The organism is Janthinobacterium foliorum (genome assembly GCF_978021625.1).
The window spans coordinates 166,533-182,708 of the sequence record NZ_CDXDQE010000009.1 but is presented as its reverse complement, the minus strand read 5'-3'; the positions used below and the strand labels follow the sequence as shown (position 1 = coordinate 182,708).

At 63.6% G+C, this 16,176-nt stretch carries 15 protein-coding genes and 4 tRNA genes; 8 read left to right on the top strand and 11 right to left on the bottom strand.

The window, feature by feature from the left end; translation table 11 throughout:
* Positions 1-50: 50 nt before the first annotated feature.
* Entirely contained in the window at positions 51-755 is a 705-nt protein-coding gene (locus ACZ92H_RS18915) for an SMI1/KNR4 family protein (RefSeq protein ID WP_465050605.1), read from the bottom strand.
* A 173-nt stretch (positions 756-928) separates the two neighbouring features.
* Here ACZ92H_RS18915 and ACZ92H_RS18910 point away from each other — a divergent pair, with 173 nt between their 5' ends.
* Positions 929-2,146 carry an MFS transporter gene (locus ACZ92H_RS18910; protein WP_465050604.1) on the top strand — a complete coding sequence of 406 codons (1,218 nt, stop codon included), beginning with the start codon at positions 929-931 and terminating at the stop codon, positions 2,144-2,146.
* A complete protein-coding gene (locus ACZ92H_RS18905) occupies positions 2,143-2,778 on the top strand; it encodes a helix-turn-helix transcriptional regulator (RefSeq protein WP_465050603.1) in 636 nt (211 codons plus the stop codon). Before ACZ92H_RS18910 ends, ACZ92H_RS18905 begins: the two co-directional genes overlap by 4 nt.
* A 113-nt stretch (positions 2,779-2,891) precedes the next feature.
* Here ACZ92H_RS18905 and phaP read toward each other — a convergent pair whose 3' ends face one another.
* The 4 genes from phaP to ACZ92H_RS18885 form a co-directional block, all read right to left on the bottom strand.
* Complete coding sequence (gene phaP / locus ACZ92H_RS18900) at positions 2,892-3,503, bottom strand: TIGR01841 family phasin (RefSeq protein WP_465050602.1); 612 nt, start codon at positions 3,501-3,503, stop codon at positions 2,892-2,894.
* A gap of 119 nt (positions 3,504-3,622) precedes the next feature.
* The gene (locus ACZ92H_RS18895) at positions 3,623-3,817 is read right to left on the bottom strand and encodes a hypothetical protein (protein ID WP_131378534.1); all 195 of its coding nucleotides are present in this window, start codon (positions 3,815-3,817) and stop codon (positions 3,623-3,625) included.
* 50 nt (positions 3,818-3,867) lie between these two features.
* Positions 3,868-6,099 carry an ATP-binding protein gene (locus ACZ92H_RS18890; protein WP_465050601.1) on the bottom strand — a complete coding sequence of 744 codons (2,232 nt, stop codon included), beginning with the start codon at positions 6,097-6,099 and terminating at the stop codon, positions 3,868-3,870.
* A 113-nt stretch (positions 6,100-6,212) separates the two neighbouring features.
* Positions 6,213-6,641, bottom strand: a complete 429-nt coding sequence (locus ACZ92H_RS18885; RefSeq protein WP_465050600.1) for a winged helix-turn-helix transcriptional regulator — start codon at positions 6,639-6,641, stop codon at positions 6,213-6,215.
* A gap of 114 nt (positions 6,642-6,755) precedes the next feature.
* Here ACZ92H_RS18885 and ACZ92H_RS18880 point away from each other — a divergent pair, with 114 nt between their 5' ends.
* Positions 6,756-7,607, top strand: coding sequence for an SDR family oxidoreductase (locus ACZ92H_RS18880; RefSeq protein WP_465050598.1), 852 nt, complete (start codon positions 6,756-6,758; stop codon positions 7,605-7,607).
* 97 nt (positions 7,608-7,704) lie between these two features.
* Here ACZ92H_RS18880 and ACZ92H_RS18875 read toward each other — a convergent pair.
* The 5 genes from ACZ92H_RS18875 to ACZ92H_RS18855 all read right to left on the bottom strand — a co-directional run bounded on the left by ACZ92H_RS18875 (position 7,705) and on the right by ACZ92H_RS18855 (position 8,646).
* Positions 7,705-7,789 (bottom strand) — tRNA-Leu (locus ACZ92H_RS18875).
* 78 nt (positions 7,790-7,867) lie between these two features.
* A tRNA-Leu gene (locus tag ACZ92H_RS18870) sits at positions 7,868-7,952 on the bottom strand.
* Between the two features lie 72 nt (positions 7,953-8,024).
* Positions 8,025-8,109, bottom strand: a tRNA-Leu gene (locus tag ACZ92H_RS18865).
* 85 nt (positions 8,110-8,194) lie between these two features.
* The gene (locus ACZ92H_RS18860; RefSeq protein WP_465050597.1) at positions 8,195-8,377 is read right to left on the bottom strand and encodes a hypothetical protein; all 183 of its coding nucleotides are present in this window, start codon (positions 8,375-8,377) and stop codon (positions 8,195-8,197) included.
* Positions 8,378-8,561: 184 nt separating this feature from the next.
* Positions 8,562-8,646 (bottom strand) — tRNA-Leu (locus ACZ92H_RS18855).
* A gap of 410 nt (positions 8,647-9,056) precedes the next feature.
* Between ACZ92H_RS18855 and rnr the strand changes: the two genes are divergently transcribed.
* From rnr to ACZ92H_RS18830, 5 genes are all read left to right on the top strand, one after another.
* The gene (gene rnr / locus ACZ92H_RS18850; RefSeq protein WP_465050596.1) at positions 9,057-11,606 is read left to right on the top strand and encodes a ribonuclease R; all 2,550 of its coding nucleotides are present in this window, start codon (positions 9,057-9,059) and stop codon (positions 11,604-11,606) included.
* A 15-nt stretch (positions 11,607-11,621) separates the two neighbouring features.
* A complete protein-coding gene (gene rlmB, locus ACZ92H_RS18845) occupies positions 11,622-12,365 on the top strand; it encodes a 23S rRNA (guanosine(2251)-2'-O)-methyltransferase RlmB (protein ID WP_071324394.1) in 744 nt (247 codons plus the stop codon).
* 202 nt (positions 12,366-12,567) lie between these two features.
* A complete protein-coding gene (gene cysE, locus ACZ92H_RS18840) occupies positions 12,568-13,317 on the top strand; it encodes a serine O-acetyltransferase (RefSeq protein ID WP_131378539.1) in 750 nt (249 codons plus the stop codon).
* A 10-nt stretch (positions 13,318-13,327) separates the two neighbouring features.
* Positions 13,328-14,026 carry a YceH family protein gene (locus ACZ92H_RS18835; RefSeq protein WP_131378540.1) on the top strand — a complete coding sequence of 233 codons (699 nt, stop codon included), beginning with the start codon at positions 13,328-13,330 and terminating at the stop codon, positions 14,024-14,026.
* Between the two features lie 142 nt (positions 14,027-14,168).
* The gene (locus tag ACZ92H_RS18830; RefSeq protein WP_131378542.1) at positions 14,169-14,675 is read left to right on the top strand and encodes a DUF2199 domain-containing protein; all 507 of its coding nucleotides are present in this window, start codon (positions 14,169-14,171) and stop codon (positions 14,673-14,675) included.
* A gap of 65 nt (positions 14,676-14,740) precedes the next feature.
* Here the strand turns inward: ACZ92H_RS18830 and ACZ92H_RS18825 are convergent, their stop codons facing one another.
* Positions 14,741-15,889, bottom strand: a complete 1,149-nt coding sequence (locus ACZ92H_RS18825; RefSeq protein WP_465050595.1) for a GGDEF domain-containing protein — start codon at positions 15,887-15,889, stop codon at positions 14,741-14,743.
* Between the last annotated feature and the right edge of the window lie 287 nt (positions 15,890-16,176).

The following is a 16,176-nucleotide window of genomic DNA, read 5'->3' as shown; positions in this document are numbered from 1 at the left end:
TTTATATACAGTTTAAACCTTCATCCGCCGCTTGCCCAGCGATTTCATGCTCAGCTGGGCGCGCCGTAGGCAAAACAGCTGTCGAATTTTTCGTAGGGAATGCATTCCGCGCGCAGGCTGGCCAGTTCGATATCGGTCAGCAAGCCCCGGTGCGCCTCCTTGCGTCCTTTCGGCAGCGTCACGTCGTAATCGAGGATATCCCTGGCCAGCAAGGCCTGCAGCAATTGCGCCTGGCGCGCCGTCAGGTAGCGCGCATGCGTGGCCATGGTTTTTTCCAGCTGCTCCCTGAATTCCCCGTCGCTGACCGCGTTGTACGTATCCTGGTCGGCCATGCCCTTGAGCAGCATGAGAAACAGGAAATCGTGCAGATTCCTGGCCAGGTACTGGGCTTCCTCCTGGTCGTGCCACAGCAGCACGACCGGCATGTCGTCGCCTTGCCGGCCGCTGGCGAAAAAGCAGTAGTGGTCGCCGGCGCCCGTTTGCGCGAACGGCATGAAGCGCAAGGCGGGATCGATATGCCGGTAATCCCCGGGATCGGCCAGTTCCTCAAGCGCTGCCGCGACGGCCTTGACGCTCAGCAGTTCGAAATCGTCGGCATGCAGCAGCAGGGTGGGCTGGTCCTTCAAAGTGGGGTAGACCTCCCGGTACCAGTCGGGTCCATATTCGCCCACGTCCAGCATGCCGTCGCGTTCGAGCTGCTTGTAGAGTGGCGGATAGGCAAAGCCATGGGCGCGTTCGATGTCGGAGAGGGTCATGAAGGTCGTCGATTGGTGTCATGGGGATGGCGCGCACTGTAGCATGGGCCGCGTGCCGGCGGCGGCACGGTTGCCGTTCGCCTTCCCCAATTAATAAACAAATTAGTTTACTTATGTGCCGGCCCCGGCTATTCTTGCCGCATCACTATCATCAAGACACCTGTCAAGGCTGCATGAAAAATATCCTCCTGATTTCCGCCGCCTGTTTGCTGGCGCTGCTGTCGACCATAGGCGCGTCCCTGCCGTATCCCATCCTGCCGCCGCTGTTTGCGGCCGAAGCGCCGAATGCCTTCAATAATTTCCTCGGCTTGCCCTCCAAGCTGCTGTTTGGCCTGGCGCTGACCATCAATCCGCTGGGCCTGCTGATCGGCTCGGCCTTGCTGGGGCCGCTGTCCGACCGCTATGGCCGCCGCCCCTTGCTGATGCGCACGGCCGTGGGCGCCGCCATCGGCCACGCCATCACGGCCTGGGCGCTGGTGATCCAGTCGTATCCGCTGTTCATCGTCGCCCGCTTCATCACCGGTTTGCTGGAGGGCAATGGCGCCGTGGCGCGCGCGATGCTGGCCGACCAGCTGACGGGACCGCTGCGCCTGCGCGCCATGTCGTGGCTGAACGGCGCGTTTTACCTGGGCTGGCTGGTGGGGCCCATCCTGGCGGGCGCCACCCTGCACTGGGGCGTGACGGTGCCGTTCTGGATCGCCGCCGGCGCCCTCATGCTCGTCGCCGTGCTGGTGGCCGTGGGCTTGCCGCGTGAAACGCCTTCGTTGCTGACCACGTCCTGGTGGCAGGTGGCGCGCGACCAGCATTCGCTGAACCTGCTGCGCCACGACGAACTGCGCACCCTGTTCATCGTGCAGCTGGCGCTGACCTGCGGCGTGGCCAGCTTTTACGAGTTCTATCCGCTGTGGCTGGTCGAGACAGCCAATTACCATGCGCAGGCGATTGCCTGGGTGAACGTGGGCCTGTGCGGCACCATGACCATCACCTCCTTGCTTGCAGGCGGTCCCAGCCGCCATGCGCCCTTGCTGCGGGCCAGCTGGTATGCCTGCGGCGTGGCGCTGGCCGTGGGCGTGCTAGCGATGGGCAATATCTGGGTGGGCATCGCCGCCATCGTGCTGTTCGGCATTCCGAACGCGCTGTACAACACGGTGATTCAGGGCTGGTGCGCCGAACGCTTCAGCGCGCACGGGCAGGGTGCCGTGATGGGCTTGCTGGCTACGACCTTTTGCATCGCCAACATCGTCGTCGCCTTGAGCGGTTCCGTGCTGACCCTGATCGACACGCGATTGATCCTCATCGCCGGCGCCGGTTCGGCCGCCTGGGCCGCGTGGCGCATGGCGGCCTGGCGCCGGCAGCTGGACGGCGCCGTCGATGCCAAGGCGGTGGCATGAGCGCCAGCACGTCCGAGCAGACCTTGTTCCTGCTCAAAATGCGCGGGCCGCAGACGGCGCAGCAGCTGGCGGCCTTGCTCGATATCACTTCCATGGGCGCGCGGCGCCAGCTGGAAGCGGCGCAGGACAAGGGCCTGGTGGCTTTCGACGACGTGGCCGACAAGGTGGGACGGCCGTCGCGCCGCTGGCAGCTGACGCCGGCGGGCCATGCGCGCTTTCCCGACCGCCATGCGGACCTGACCCTGGAATTGATCGCGCAAGTGAAAGCCCTGTTCGGCGAGGAGGGACTGGATAAGCTGATCGGCGCGCGCGAGCGCAGCAGCGAGGCGGCCTATGCCAGCCTGGTCGATGCGAGGGATGATCTGGCGCGGCGCGTGGGCAGCCTGGCCCGCGCGCGCGACGGCGAAGGCTACATGGCCCATGCGGAGCGTCAAGACGATGGCAGCGTGCTGCTGGTGGAAAACCATTGCCCCATCTGCGCGGCGGCCACGGCGTGCCAGAATTTCTGCCGCTCGGAGCTGGCCATCTTCCAACGGGTATTGGGAAGCGATTGCACGGTGGAGCGCAAGGAATATCTGCTGGAGGGGGGAAGGCGCTGCGTGTACCGGATTACCCCGGTCGATTCCTTGTAGGCCGGATTGGGGGTAGGTCGGATTAGCGCGCAAGCGCGTAATCCGACACCACGGCAAAGCCGGCAATGCGTCGGATTACGCGCGGCCTTGCCCCGCTAATCCGACCTACGTCCTTACTTTTTAGTGGCCTTCGGCTTGGCGGCGGGCGCCGCCTTGTCAGCCGCTGCCGTGGCGCCGGCCGTGGCTTTTTCCGTGGCTTGCGCCACTTGCGCGCTGGCCTTGGCGATCTGTTCTTCCACCGTTTTCACGGCCTGTTTCGTGGCCTTGGTGACTTGTTCGTAGCCCAGGAAGGCGTTGTCGATGGCGGCCTTGACGATGGCCACGGCGTTTTCCGAGCCGGGCGGCACGTTTTTCGTGACGTCGTAGATCAGCGCGCTCAAGTTGCTTTTCGCTTCGGCCACGTGGGCTTCGGCGGCCGTGGTGAATTCCGTGTGGATTTCCTTGATGATGTCGTCGAGTTGCTGCTTGTACGCTTTGGCGCCGGCCACGCCCGGTTGCAGCTGGGCGGCAGCGGCGGCCATGGCGGCCTTCGGATCCTTGGCCTGGCTGATTTCCTTGCCGGCGGCGATGCCATCCTCGATGCCGGACTTGGCGGTGGCCATGTTCAGTGCCAGCACCTGCTCCACGCCTTGCACGGCCTTGGTCGTGAGCGTGTTGAAGGTCATCAGCTGGAATTCAAACAGGGCCTTGGTGGCCGATGCGAATTGTTCCGGATTCGTAAACATGTGGTCTCCTCGGTTTGAATAGATACGTTCTTATCGTTCCATACTCTTTCGACGCCGCATTGCCATCGCTTGCTGTTTTAAGTCATCTAAGCCGGCTGCCCCGTGTTGTCATGGCCCCATTATTTAACAAGCACCGGTTTTTCGCAACGGCTATCTTTGTATGGTCCCGAGGCCAGTTCCCAGCCAAATCCCAAGGTGGATTGGGCGCACGACAGGGTGCCGTCGACCTTGCTGCGCCATTGGTACCAGGGGGCGGGACCGGCCCAGGCGCTGGCGCACAGGGCCAGCAGCATGGTGGCGAAAATGTATTTCATGGCAATGCTCCCTCAAAAAAACGCTGGGGGCATTGTAGCGCGCCCGGGCGTCAGGCGGCACCCGACTGGGGCGCCACGGCAGGCAGCAGCAAGGTGAAGGTGGTGCCGGCGGGGCTGCTGCTGGCGTCGATATGGCCGCCAAGCACGCCCGTGACGATATTGTGCGCCACGTGCAAGCCCAGCCCCGAGCCGCCGGACCCCAGCTTGGTGGTGAAGAACGGGTCGTAGATATGCGTGAGGTCGTCGGCGGGAATGCCCACGCCCGTGTCGGCGATGGACAGGGTGATGTTCCGGCCATCCTCGCTGCCGCGCGCCGTGATGGCGATGCCGCCGCCGCTGCGCCCTTCGAATGCATGGCGCAGGCAGTTTTCCAGCAGGTTGCTCAGCACCTGGCCCAGCGGACCGGGATAGCTGTCCATGGCCAGGTCGTCGGGCACGTCCTGCGTCAGGCTCAGGCTGGCCGCCTTGAGCGGGGTGGACATGGGCAGCATCAGTTCGGCGATGAACTGGCGCAGCAGGAAATGGCGGCGCTGCGAGCTGGCGCGGTCGACGGCGATCTGCTTGAAGCTCGACACCAGGTCGGCCGCGCGCTGCAGATTGCGCAGCATGATGGCGTCCGCCTCGCTGGCCTGCGCCAGATAGGTTTCCAGCTCGGAGCGGCGCAGGCCGTCGAGGAAGCTGGCCTGGATTTCGCGCGTGCGCTCGGCCATGGTGGTGGCCACCACGAGGCCGTTGCCGATCGGCGTATTGAGTTCATGCGCGATGCCGGCCACCAGCGCGCCCAGCGCGGCCAGCTTGTCGCGCCGCACCAGTTCGCCTTGCGTGATGGACAGGTTTTCCAGCGCGGCCGCCAGTTCGCGGTTGGCCTGCTCCGATTGTTCCTTCGCCTGCGTGAGGGCGGCCGTGCGTTCGGCCACCAGTTCTTCCAGATGGGCCCGGTGGCGCTGCAGCTCGCGTTCGTGGCGCATGCGGCCAATGGCAATGCCGGCCAGGTCGGTGGCCGTGTCGATCAGGCCCTGGTCGTGCGCATCGGGACTGCGCACCTCGCGGTAATACATGGCAAACGAGCCCAGCACGGCGCCATCCTGGCCGAAGATGGGGCGCGACCAGCAGGCGCGCAAGCCGAATGGCGCGGCCAGTGCGCGGTAGGGCGCCCACAGCGGGTCGTGCATGATGTCGCTGACGATGACGGGCTCGCGCCGGAACATGGCCGTGCCGCAGGAACCCACGCCGGGGCCGATGGCCACACCTTCGAGCAGGGCCATGTAGTCGGGCGGCAGGCTGGGGCCGGCCGCGCTGTGCATGTGGATGCCGTCGTCGTCGAGCAGCATGATGGAGCAGTACACGCCGCGCGACTGGCCTTCGATCAGCAGCAGCAGCTGGTTCAGGGTGGGAATCAGGGGCGCGCCCTTGGCGACCATTTCCAGCAGGGCGCTCTGGCCCGCGCGCATCGCTTCGGCCAGGTTGCGTTCCGTCAGGTCGATGATGCGCGCATGCACCAGCTGGCGGCCTGGCACGGACAGGCGCATCAGCCGGATTTCGCAGGCGATCGGGTGGCTGTCGCGGTGGCAGCAGGTGGCGCGGAAGACGACGATCTTGCCTTGCAAGGTGGCGCGTATCTTTTCTTCCAGCAATTGTGGCGAGGCGCGCCCATCGGACTGTTTCTTGGGAAACAGCGGTTCCATGCCGCCTTGCAGCAGGTCGGCCAGCGGCATGCCGAACAGCTCTTCGGCCAGGTGGTTGGCGTCGATGAGCAGCTTGTTATCGATGTCAAACAGCAGGACGGCGTCGGGCGAGCCGGCCAGGATGGAGTGGTAATTGACTTCCAGCGTTTGCGGATGCAGGGGGCGCGGCGGCGTGGCGGCAGACGGTGCAGGCGCATCGGCCTTGTGCAGCGCCAGTTCCATGAGGATTTTTTCCGCCACGTCGCGCGCATTGAAAGGCATCTTGATGTAGTCGCTGGCGCCGGCACCCACGCTGCGGCCTTGCTCTTCGGCGCTGGGCTTGGACGACATCAGCAGCAGCGGCACGCCGTGGCGCCCGCCCGCATTGCGCAGGCGCATGCAGGCCGCGCCGATGTTCGTGCCGGCCAGGGCCGCGTCGAGCAGGATCAGGTCGGTGCCGCCGGCGGCCAGTTCCACGCCCTCGTCGACATCGCCGGCCAGTCCCGTGCCCAGGTTGTGCCGGTCCAGCACATACAGCAGTTCGCGCACATCGCTCGGCGAATTGCTGACCAACAGCACATTGGCCCGGTCGGCGATGGAGGAAATCAACTGATTCATGGTGTCGCGCCCTTACGCGTTTCATGGGGCTAGTATTACATCAAGGCAAGGAGGAGTAAACGATAATTCTTGATGACTAAAAGCAATGCGTTTGGGTATGCGTTTGCATGCGGTCAGGCCGCGTGTTGCGCTGCCGGCGCCGCGGCCAGGTCCGCCCGCGCCTGCTCGATGCGCGGGTAGTTGTCCTCGATCCAGTCGACCAGTACGGCCAGCCGCTCGGCCGCCTCGCGTCCCAGCGGCGTCAGGCTGTATTCCACCTTCGGCGGGATCACCATGTAGGCCTGGCGCAGCACGAAGCCGTCGCCGGCCAGCGCTTCCAGTGTTTGCGCCAGCATTTTTTCGCTGACGCCGCCCACTTCGCGGCGCAGTTCGCTGAAGCGGCGCGTGCCGCTCAGCAGCAATACCAGCACCAGCACGGCCCAGCGGCTGGTCAGGTGGCTGAGCACAGCGCGTGACGGGCAGGCGGCGGCCAGCAGGTGCGCGCCCTGGTTCTGGCGGGCGAGGGCGGCGCGCATGCTGGCGCCGGGAGTGTCTGTGGACATGATAGTTGGCCTTGAAAATAAAATTGATTCATACTTACCAAAAGGTACGTACTTACAATAAGTAAGTAATAGTCCTATTATAGGGTTTTACCACCCACGTACCAAGGAGAAATCATGATCGTCATCACCGGCGCCACAGGCAATCTGGGCCAGCACGTCATTGCCAGCCTGCTCGCATCCGTTCCCGCAAACCAGATCATCGCCGCCGTGCGCAACCCGGCCAAGGCTGCCGGCCTTGCCGCCAAGGGCGTGCAGGTGCGCCAGGCCGATTACAACGATGGCGCCAGCCTCGACGCCGCTTTCCAGGGCGCAACGAAAATCCTGCTGATCTCGTCGAGCGAAGTGGGCCAGCGCGCGCAGCAGCACCAGAATGTCATCGATGCGGCCAAGCGCGCCGGCGTCGCCTTGCTGGCCTACACCAGCGTGCTGCGCGCCGACACCACGCCGCTGGGCCTGGCTGCAGAGCACGTGATCACGGAAGCGGCCATCCGCGCATCGGGCCTGCCCTACAGTTTCCTGCGCAATGGCTGGTACCTGGAAAACCATACGGAACACCTGGCACCCGTGCTCGAGCATGGTGTCGTGCTGGGCGCGGCGCAAGATGGCCGCTTCTCGTCGGCCGCGCGCCTGGACTACGCCGCCGCCGCCGCGGTGGTGCTGACGGCAAACCAGCCGCAGGCCATCTATGAGCTGGCCGGCGACCATGGCTTTACCCTGGCGGAATACGCGGCCGAAGTGGCGCGCCAGTCGGGCAAGGCGATCGTCTACAAGGATCTGCCGCAGGCGGACTTCAAGGCGGCGCTGGTGGGCGTGGGCGTGCCGGAAGGCTTTGCCGACCTGCTGGCCGATTCCGATGCGGGCGCGGCCAAGGGCGGCCTGGAAGACAATGGCAGGCAGTTGAGCGCGCTGATTGGCCGTCCGACGACGACCCTGTTTGATGCCGTGAAGGCGGCGCTGGCCAAATAAGGGGAGGGTGCCGCAGGTCGGGAAGATCGCGCGGCATTCTGGAATGAAAAAAGCCGCAAACTCGTGAAAGTTTGCGGCTTTTTTGCGAATTAGGTAATGGTGCCCACGAAGGGACTCGAACCCCTACACCCGAAGGCACATGGACCTGAACCATGCGCGTCTACCAATTCCGCCACGTGGGCACTGATGCTGCTTGTTGCTGCTTACTGCTATGTCTCACTACTATACTGCGGATTACAACGAAAACGACTCGTTGCTGGTGGTGCCCACGAAGGGACTCGAACCCCTACACCCGAAGGCACATGGACCTGAACCATGCGCGTCTACCAATTCCGCCACGTGGGCATTGTGCTGCTAACTGCTGTGCTACCTTACTACTTTTTACTGCGGACCACAACGAAAACGACTCGTTGCTGGTGGTGCCCACGAAGGGACTCGAACCCCTACACCCGAAGGCACATGGACCTGAACCATGCGCGTCTACCAATTCCGCCACGTGGGCATTGTTGCTGCTTGCTGCTTGCTGCTTGTCGCTGCGTGTTCTGCAGCGAGGACAAAATCATAAGGGCTGGCGCGCATTCGGTCAATCAACATTTTGCACTTTTCTTCAAGAAACATGTTTTTTCTTCCGAAAAGCGTCTTTCCCTATGAAAAAAGCGTAAATCTGCCTGTTTTTTCAGCGCTTTTGCGCCGTCGTGGTGCTGGCCGGTGCCTGCCTGGCCATGTGGCGATGCGCGGCGAATGCAGGGGGCGTGGGTGGCGTTGCCCATCTTCGTCGCTCTTTGCCTGCGGATTCGGGGCGGCTGGCATCAAGGAGGGGGGGGGATTGCCGGGGCAAATGGGTATTGAACGCGGTGGCGAGGAGGGCAGCGTGCCTGCGAAGCAAGGTTTTGCCGTGCACATGAAAAAAGCCGCAAACTCGTGAAAGTTTGCGGCTTTTTAGCGAATTAGGTATGGTGCCCACGAAGGGACTCGAACCCCTACACCCGAAGGCACATGGACCTGAACCATGCGCGTCTACCAATTCCGCCACGTGGGCACTGATGCTGCTGACTTACTACTTTTTACTGCTCGAGTATTTGTTGCAAAACAACTTACTGCAACAATTCTGCTATTATAGCGACTTGAAGAGTTTTGCGCCAGATGAGCTTTCGCTCCATACTGCACATCAACCCTGTACCGCTTTCCTGCAACTGCATTCCCGTGAAGGTTTGTCGCTGCAAGAGACCGAGATTATAGAGCAATATTTGCCGAAGTCAAATGCATTGCGCAGCTTTTCTCCTTTTTTTCATCGGCGGGGTGCTTGTACTGTTTCCGCTACGCTGTCCGTTAGGCAAACCAAGGCGTCGTCCGGTACACTACCGGACATCACCGCGTCAATATTGACGGTGATGTCATCGGTCTTTGTTCTCCGTTTGATCACTGTCAATAACAACTATAGAAATACTTTTGAGCCAAAATACCCACACCATCCCCAGCCGGGAGGACATTCTCGGCATATTCCGCAGCGTCAACGCGCCTCTCGATCCGCAGTCTCTCGGGAAAACGCTGCAAGTGCATGCCGATTCCATGGATGTCCTGGTCCGTCGCCTGAAGGCGATGGAGCGCGACGGCCAGCTCAAGTCTGACGCCAGCGGCGTATTCTCGCTGGCAGACCAGAGCGCGCTCGTCGCCGGTCGCGTCACCAGCCACCGCGATGGATTCGGTTTCGTCATTCCCGACGATGCCAGCGCCGACCTGTTCCTGCCTGAGAAAGAAATGCAGAAGGTACTGCATGGCGACAAGGTCATGGCCCGCATCGTCGGCACCGACCGCCGCGGCCGTCCGGAAGGCACGATCGTGGAAGTCACGCAGCGCGCCAACACCCACGTCATCGGCCGCCTGATCCAGGAAAACGGCAACTGGGTGGTGGCGCCCGAAGACCAGCGCATCGGCCAGGACATTCTGGTCACCGGTTCGGTGGGCAAGGCGAAAGCCGGCCAGATCGTCAGCGTCGAGCTGACCGAGCAGCCCATGCGCTTCAAGCAGCCCGTCGGCAAGATCGTCGAAGTGCTCGGTGCCCTCGATGATCCCGGCATGGAAATCGAGATTGCTGTACGCAAATTCAATGTGCCGCACGTCTTTTCCGCCGCCGCCTTGAAGCAGGCGGAAAAGCTGCCATTCGAAGTGCGCGCCGCCGACCTGAAAGACCGTGTCGACCTGCGCGACGTGCCGCTCGTCACTATCGATGGCGAGGATGCGCGCGACTTCGACGATGCCGTGTACTGCGAACCCGTCAAGGTGGGCCGTGCCAACTGCTTCCGCCTGATCGTCGCCATCGCCGACGTCAGCCATTACGTGAAACCGAACGACGCGCTCGATACCGATGCGCTCGAACGCAGCACCTCCGTATACTTCCCGCGCCGCGTGATTCCGATGCTGCCGGAAAAACTCTCGAATGGCCTGTGCTCGCTGAACCCGGCCGTTGACCGTTTGACCCTCGTCTGCGACGCCGTCGTCAGCGACAAGGGCGAACTGAAGGCTTACCAGTTCTATCCCGCCGTCATCCATTCCGCCGCGCGCCTCACGTATGACGAAGTCGCTGCCGTGCTGGGCAACACCAAGGGACCCGAAGCGGCACGCCGCGCGGATATCCTGCCGCACCTGCAAAACCTGGAAGCCGTCTACCGCGCCTTGCTGAAAGCGCGCATGGAGCGGGGCGCCATCGATTTCGAGACGACGGAAACGTATATCGTCTGCAATAGCGCCGGCAAGATCGAAAAGATCATTCCGCGCACGCGCAACGAAGCGCACAAGATCATCGAAGAGTGCATGCTGGCGGCCAACGTCTGCGCGGCCGATCTGTTGCTGCGTAACAAGCACCCCGGCACCTACCGCATCCACGCCAGCCCGACCAAGGAAAAGCTCACGCAAGTGCGCACCTTCCTCAAGCAGGTGGGCTTGAACCTGACGGGCGGCGATACGCCATCGGCATCCGATTACCAGACCCTGATGCAGCAGATCAAGCAGCGTCCCGATGCGGCCCTGCTGCAAACGATGCTGCTGCGCTCGATGCAGCAAGCCGTCTACAGCCCGGACAATATCGGTCACTTCGGCCTGGCGTACGAGGCGTATGCCCACTTCACCAGCCCGATCCGCCGCTATCCCGACCTGCTGACGCACCGCGCCATCAAGGCGATTCTGCAAGGCAAGAAATACGAGCCCAAGCTGTCCGACAAGGTTGTGCTGAACACGAACGTGTCGAACGCCACGCGCAAGCAGCAGGCGAAGGACAAGGCCGACGGCAAGCCGAAGAAGACGGACCTGACCATCTGGGACGCGCTGGGCGTGCATTGCTCGGCCAACGAGCGCCGCGCCGACGAAGCGTCGCGCGACGTCGAAGCGTGGCTCAAGTGCTACTTCATGCAAGACAAGCTGGGCGAAGAGTTCACCGGCACCATCACGGGCGTGACCACCTTCGGCGTGTTCGTGCAGCTCGATACCCTGTTTGTCGAAGGCCTGGTGCACGTCACCGAGCTGGGCACCGATTACTTCCAGTACGACGATGCGCGCCATGAACTGCGCGGCGAACGCACGGGCAAGCGCTACCAGCTGACCGACCGTTTGACGGTGCAAGTGGCGCGTGTCGATCTGGAAACGCGCAAGATCGACCTGCGCCTGGTGACCGAGGCGGAGCAGGCGGGCGAAGAAGCGCCAGCCAAGCCGAACGGCGCCGGCAAGCGCAAGGGCGAAAAGAAATCGATGGTCAAGCCCGGTCCCGCGACCGAGCAGCGCCACGAGATCAAGACCAGCGTCAAGGCTGGCAACGGTTCCGGCAACCGCGCCAATGGCGCCAAGTCCGCAGCCAAGGCCGCGCCGCAGGCCGCCGCGCCGAAGGCAGCCGCCAAGGCCGCGCCGAAGGGCGCGCCGAAGCGCAGCAAGAAACCAGCCGCGGCACCCGCTGCGGCGGCACCACGTGCAGCAAAAACTGTATCAAAATCAAGCAAGAACAAGCGATAAAAGAAACGATAACAAATGAAGAATAAAATGATTTTCGGCTTCCACGCCGTCACCTCGCGTCTGCGTCATGAAGCGTCGTCCGTGGAAGAAATTTTCGTCGATGCCAGCCGTGTCGACGGCCGCATGAAGGACATGATCGCCGCCGCCAAGTCGGCCGGCGTGCGCGTCATGCCCGTCGATTCCTCGCGCCTGGACAAGATCGTCGGCACGCGCCGCCACCAGGGCGTGATCGCCTTCGCCTCGCAGCTGTCGCTGGCGCGCAATCTGGATGAACTGCTGGACGCCATCGACGGCCCGCCGCTGCTGTTGATTCTCGACGGCATCACCGACCCGCATAACCTGGGCGCCTGCCTGCGCGTGGCCGACGGCGTCGGCGCCCATGCCGTCATCGTGCCGAAGGACCGCGCCGTGGGCCTGAACGCCACGGCCGCCAAGGTCGCCAGCGGCGCCGCCGAAACCGTCCCGTACATCACCGTGACGAATCTGGCGCGGACCATGCGTGAACTGAAGGACCGCGGCATCTGGCTGATCGGCACTTCCGACGATGGCGAAAAAGGCTTGTACGAAGCCGATTTCACGGGCCCGACCGCCCTGGTCATGGGTTCCGAAGGCGAAGGCATGCGCCGCCTGACGCGCGACACCTGCGACATGCTCGTCAGCATCCCGATGTTCGGCTCCGTCGAGAGTTTGAACGTGTCCGTGGCTTCCGGCGTGTGCCTGTACGAAGCCCGCCGCCAGCGCATCGCGAAAGAAGGCTAAATAACGTCCAGGGCGGCGTTGCATTGCCTCGCCGTACTTGCGTACTGTCTTCGGCAATGCGCCTTGCCCTGAACGTTTTGTAGCGCTACTTTCATAAGCCGCCGCCCTCGAGGCGGCGCTTGTTTATCTGCCTCTCCGGCAGCACGCCGCCGAATACGCTACCATTTGCGTCTTGTCTCTTACCCATTCAGAAATCCGTCTTATGTTCCACCACCTGCGCGAAGACATCAACAGCATCATCGAACGTGACCCCGCCGCCCGCAATGGCTGGGAGGTGCTGACCTGTTATCCGGGCTTGCACGCCATCGTCATGCACGGCTGGGCGCACTGGTGCTGGACGCGGCGCATGAAGTGGGTGGGGCGCTTCATTTCGTATATCGGCCGCATCATCACGGGCATCGAGATCCACCCGGGCGCCACCATCGGCCGGCGCGTCTTCATCGATCATGGCTTCGGCGTGGTGATCGGCGAGACGGCCGTCGTCGGCGACGACTGCACCATCTACCAGGGCGTGACGCTGGGCGGCACCTCGCTGCACAGTGGCGCCAAACGCCATCCGACCCTGGAGCGGGGCGTCATCGTCGGTGCCGGTGCGCAAGTGCTGGGTAATTTCACGGTGGGCGAGTACGCCAAGGTGGGCTCGAACGCCGTGCTCCTGAAACCCGTGCCGGCCGGCGGCACGGCCGTGGGCAACCCCGCGCATATCGTGCAAAAGGACGTCAACGCCTTGCGCGAAGGCAGCACGGCGCATCTGTTTGCCGCCTATGGCGTCACGCCGAACGGCGACGATCCGCTGTCGAAAGCCCTGCAGGGCCTGATTACGCACGCCGTGGCGCAGGAGCAGCGCATCGAAACCATCCTCGCCACCCTGAAGGCGGCGGGCATTTGCTGCCAGGCCGTGCCTGAATGTGATAAATTTGATTCCGAGCAAATGAACAAACTGGTCGATTAAGGATTTATGCATGAATACTGATGTGACGGCAGCTGACAAAAGCAGCGACAATCCCAATCTGCTCGACCCCTTCGAGATCCGCGTGCTGGCCGTGCTGGCCGAAAAGGAAGCGCTGACGCCGGACAGCTATCCGCTGTCGCTGAACGCCCTGACCAACGGCTGCAATCAATTGTCCAGCCGCGACCCCGTCATGGCCCTGTCCGAGGAAACCGTGTACGACGTGCTGCAGCGCCTGATGCAGCGCAAGTTCGTCAACGGCATCACGCAGGCGGGCGCCCGCGTCGCCAAGTACGAGCACCGCATGCGCATCAAGTGGTCGCTGGAGCAGGACAAGCTGGCCATCCTGACGATATTGATGCTGCGCGGCCTGCAGACGGCGGGCGAGATCCGCAGCCGCAGCGGCCGCGTGCATGACTTCAAGTCCGTGGCGGAAGTGGAGTCCGGCCTGCAATTCCTGATCGACAAATACCCGCCGCTGGTGGCCAGGCTGGCCGTCGCCCCGGGCGCCAAGGAACCGCGCTACGGCCACTTGCTGGGCGGCGAGGAAGCGCTGGCGCAGAGCGAGACGGCGGCCGGTTTTGCCGGCGCCGTCAGCGCGCCGCAGCAGGGCAGCCGTGTCGCCCAGCTGGAACAGGAAGTGCTGCAGCTGCGCAGCGATTTCGACGGCCTGGCGGCGCAGTTCGAGGCCTTCCGCAAACAGTTTGAATGATGGCGCAGGCCGGATGAGCGGGGCCGCCGAGGCGCAGTGCCATCCGGCGCCATCCTTGGCCGGCAAGCTTGTCCGATGATGCCCGGCAAGCTTTTCCGATGACGCGGCGTGCCGCTGCTGCTCCGACCGACGCAACTTTTCCATGACGCTTACTTTTTTGTGCCGCTCCTGCGGCGAGACGCACACGGGCATGCCCAGCTTCGGCGCCGATGCGCCGTGGCTGTACGAGCAAATGACGCCGGCCGAACGGGCCGCGCGCTGCCAGCGCGACAGCGACGCCTGCATCGTCGACGAAACACACTGCTTCGTGCGCGCCACCATCGACATCCCCGTGCATGGCGCGGATGAGCCGTTCAGCTGGGGCGTGTGGGTTTCGCTCGGCGGCGACAGCTTCGACGCCTGGGACGCCTGCTTCCATGATGCGAAGCGTTCGCACATCGGCCCCTTCTTCGGCTGGCTCAGTACCCAGCTGCCCGTCTATCCCGCCACCCTGAACCTGAAGACCCGCGTGCACTTGCGCGACGACGGCATACGCCCGTGCCTCGAGCTGGAACCGACGGACCACCCGCTGGCCGTGGAACAGCGCGAGGGCATCACGGTGGAACGGGTGGCCGAGCTGTACGCGCTGCTTGTGCATGGCGGGCAATGACGGCGCCTGTTCTTTTGCAAACGGCTTTTTTCAGGGCCCGCATGCGTGCGCGAAAGCGGCGGACGTCAGCCGGCCCGCACCACCCGCACGCTGTTGCGCCCGTCGCGCTTTGACGCGTACAAGGCGGCGTCGCCCAGTTCGAGCAGCGCCGCCAGGCTTGCCGGCGGCCGCTCGAACAAGGTGCCGCCCACGCTCAGGGTCACTGCCTTGGGCGTGACAAACGCCTGCTGCGCCATCTGGCCGAACATGCCGCGCAGGGCATCGCCCAGCATCACCACGCTGTCGCTGCTGGCGCCGCGCAGCAGGATCACGAACTCGTCCCCGCCCAGCCGGGCGGCAAGGGTGCCGGGCGGCAGGGTATTGCAGATCATTTCACTGAGCGCCACCAGCAATTTGTCGCCGGCGCTGTGACCGTGCAGGTCGTTGACCTGCTTGAAGTTGTCGATGTCGATCAGCAGCAAGGCGCCGGGGCTGTGGGGCGAGGCCTGCTGCAGCAGCGCGGGGGCGCGCTGGTCCAGGGCGCGGCGGTTGTACAGGGCGGTGAGTGGGTCGCGCGCGGCGAGCTGCTCGATGCGCTCTTCGCGGCGGTGGCGCTCCGTGCCCGTCATGGACAAGGCGATCAGCATGATCGCCATGGCGCCTTCCACCAGCGAGATCTGGATGACTTCGCCACGGAAGGAGGCCAGGTCGACGAAGGCATGCAGCGCCACGGTGGCGCCCGCCTTGGCGCAGTAGAAGAGACCGTGCAGCAGCAGCACGTAGCGCAGCTGCACCGCGCCCACGCTGAGGGAAACGCCGTGGGGACGCAGCAGGAAGCTGGCGCGCAGGCTGATGCCGCCGATGAGCAATGATTGCACGACGAACATCACCCTGGACCACCACGGTTCGTTGGGCAGCAACAGCATGGCCAGCCAGGCGAAGGCCAGCAGATACCACGCGCGCGACAGGCGCATGTCCGTGAACCTGGCGACGCCAGCCAGGAACAGCCAGTGCGCGGCGATCAGCAAGCCGTTGGCAAACCAGATCCCGATCAGCAAAAAGCCGCTGCTGCGCAACAGGGCCAGGACGCAGCCCACGGTGATGACGGCGAACCCCGCGCTCCAGAACAGCAGCGATTTCTCGCGCACGCCGCGCCATTCCACGGCCAGGTACAGTGCGGCGGCAGCCGCCAGGGCGGTCGTGAGGATGAGAATGGTGGAAGGATCGAGTGCCATGGGTCGGAAAGGGGATGAGATTGCTCAGATAAGCCGTGGAAGAGAGGGCCGCTATTTTAGCGCTCTCCAGGACAAGTGTAGCCCATCTTTGTTGACCACAAGTATCAACTATGTGCTGGCATCAAGAGAAAACGGCCAGTGCATGCCAGTGCGTGGCCATGCCGGAGGTGGCAGGACGGGACGATGGCGCGAACGTTGAGGCGCGTGGCGTCGGGCAATGGACCCGCCAGGCTGGCAGGAGAGCGGCTGTTGCCATGCGCAGGGCGGGCGCCGCCTGCTCCCGCCAG

Bases quoted from the DNA above. Each gene is read 5' to 3' on its own strand.
- ACZ92H_RS18915 (WP_465050605.1), bottom strand. From the start codon at position 755: ATGACCCTCTCCGACATCGAACGCGCCCATGGCTTTGCCTATCCGCCA.
- ACZ92H_RS18910 (WP_465050604.1), top strand. From the start codon at position 929: ATGAAAAATATCCTCCTGATTTCCGCCGCCTGTTTGCTGGCGCTGCTG.
- ACZ92H_RS18905 (WP_465050603.1), top strand. From the start codon at position 2,143: ATGAGCGCCAGCACGTCCGAGCAGACCTTGTTCCTGCTCAAAATGCGC.
- phaP (WP_465050602.1), bottom strand. From the start codon at position 3,503: ATGTTTACGAATCCGGAACAATTCGCATCGGCCACCAAGGCCCTGTTT.
- ACZ92H_RS18895 (WP_131378534.1), bottom strand. From the start codon at position 3,817: ATGAAATACATTTTCGCCACCATGCTGCTGGCCCTGTGCGCCAGCGCC.
- ACZ92H_RS18890 (WP_465050601.1), bottom strand. From the start codon at position 6,099: ATGAATCAGTTGATTTCCTCCATCGCCGACCGGGCCAATGTGCTGTTG.
- ACZ92H_RS18885 (WP_465050600.1), bottom strand. From the start codon at position 6,641: ATGTCCACAGACACTCCCGGCGCCAGCATGCGCGCCGCCCTCGCCCGC.
- ACZ92H_RS18880 (WP_465050598.1), top strand. From the start codon at position 6,756: ATGATCGTCATCACCGGCGCCACAGGCAATCTGGGCCAGCACGTCATT.
- ACZ92H_RS18860 (WP_465050597.1), bottom strand. From the start codon at position 8,377: ATGGGCAACGCCACCCACGCCCCCTGCATTCGCCGCGCATCGCCACAT.
- rlmB (WP_071324394.1), top strand. From the start codon at position 11,622: ATGAAGAATAAAATGATTTTCGGCTTCCACGCCGTCACCTCGCGTCTG.
- cysE (WP_131378539.1), top strand. From the start codon at position 12,568: ATGTTCCACCACCTGCGCGAAGACATCAACAGCATCATCGAACGTGAC.
- ACZ92H_RS18835 (WP_131378540.1), top strand. From the start codon at position 13,328: ATGAATACTGATGTGACGGCAGCTGACAAAAGCAGCGACAATCCCAAT.
- ACZ92H_RS18830 (WP_131378542.1), top strand. From the start codon at position 14,169: ATGACGCTTACTTTTTTGTGCCGCTCCTGCGGCGAGACGCACACGGGC.
- ACZ92H_RS18825 (WP_465050595.1), bottom strand. From the start codon at position 15,889: ATGGCACTCGATCCTTCCACCATTCTCATCCTCACGACCGCCCTGGCG.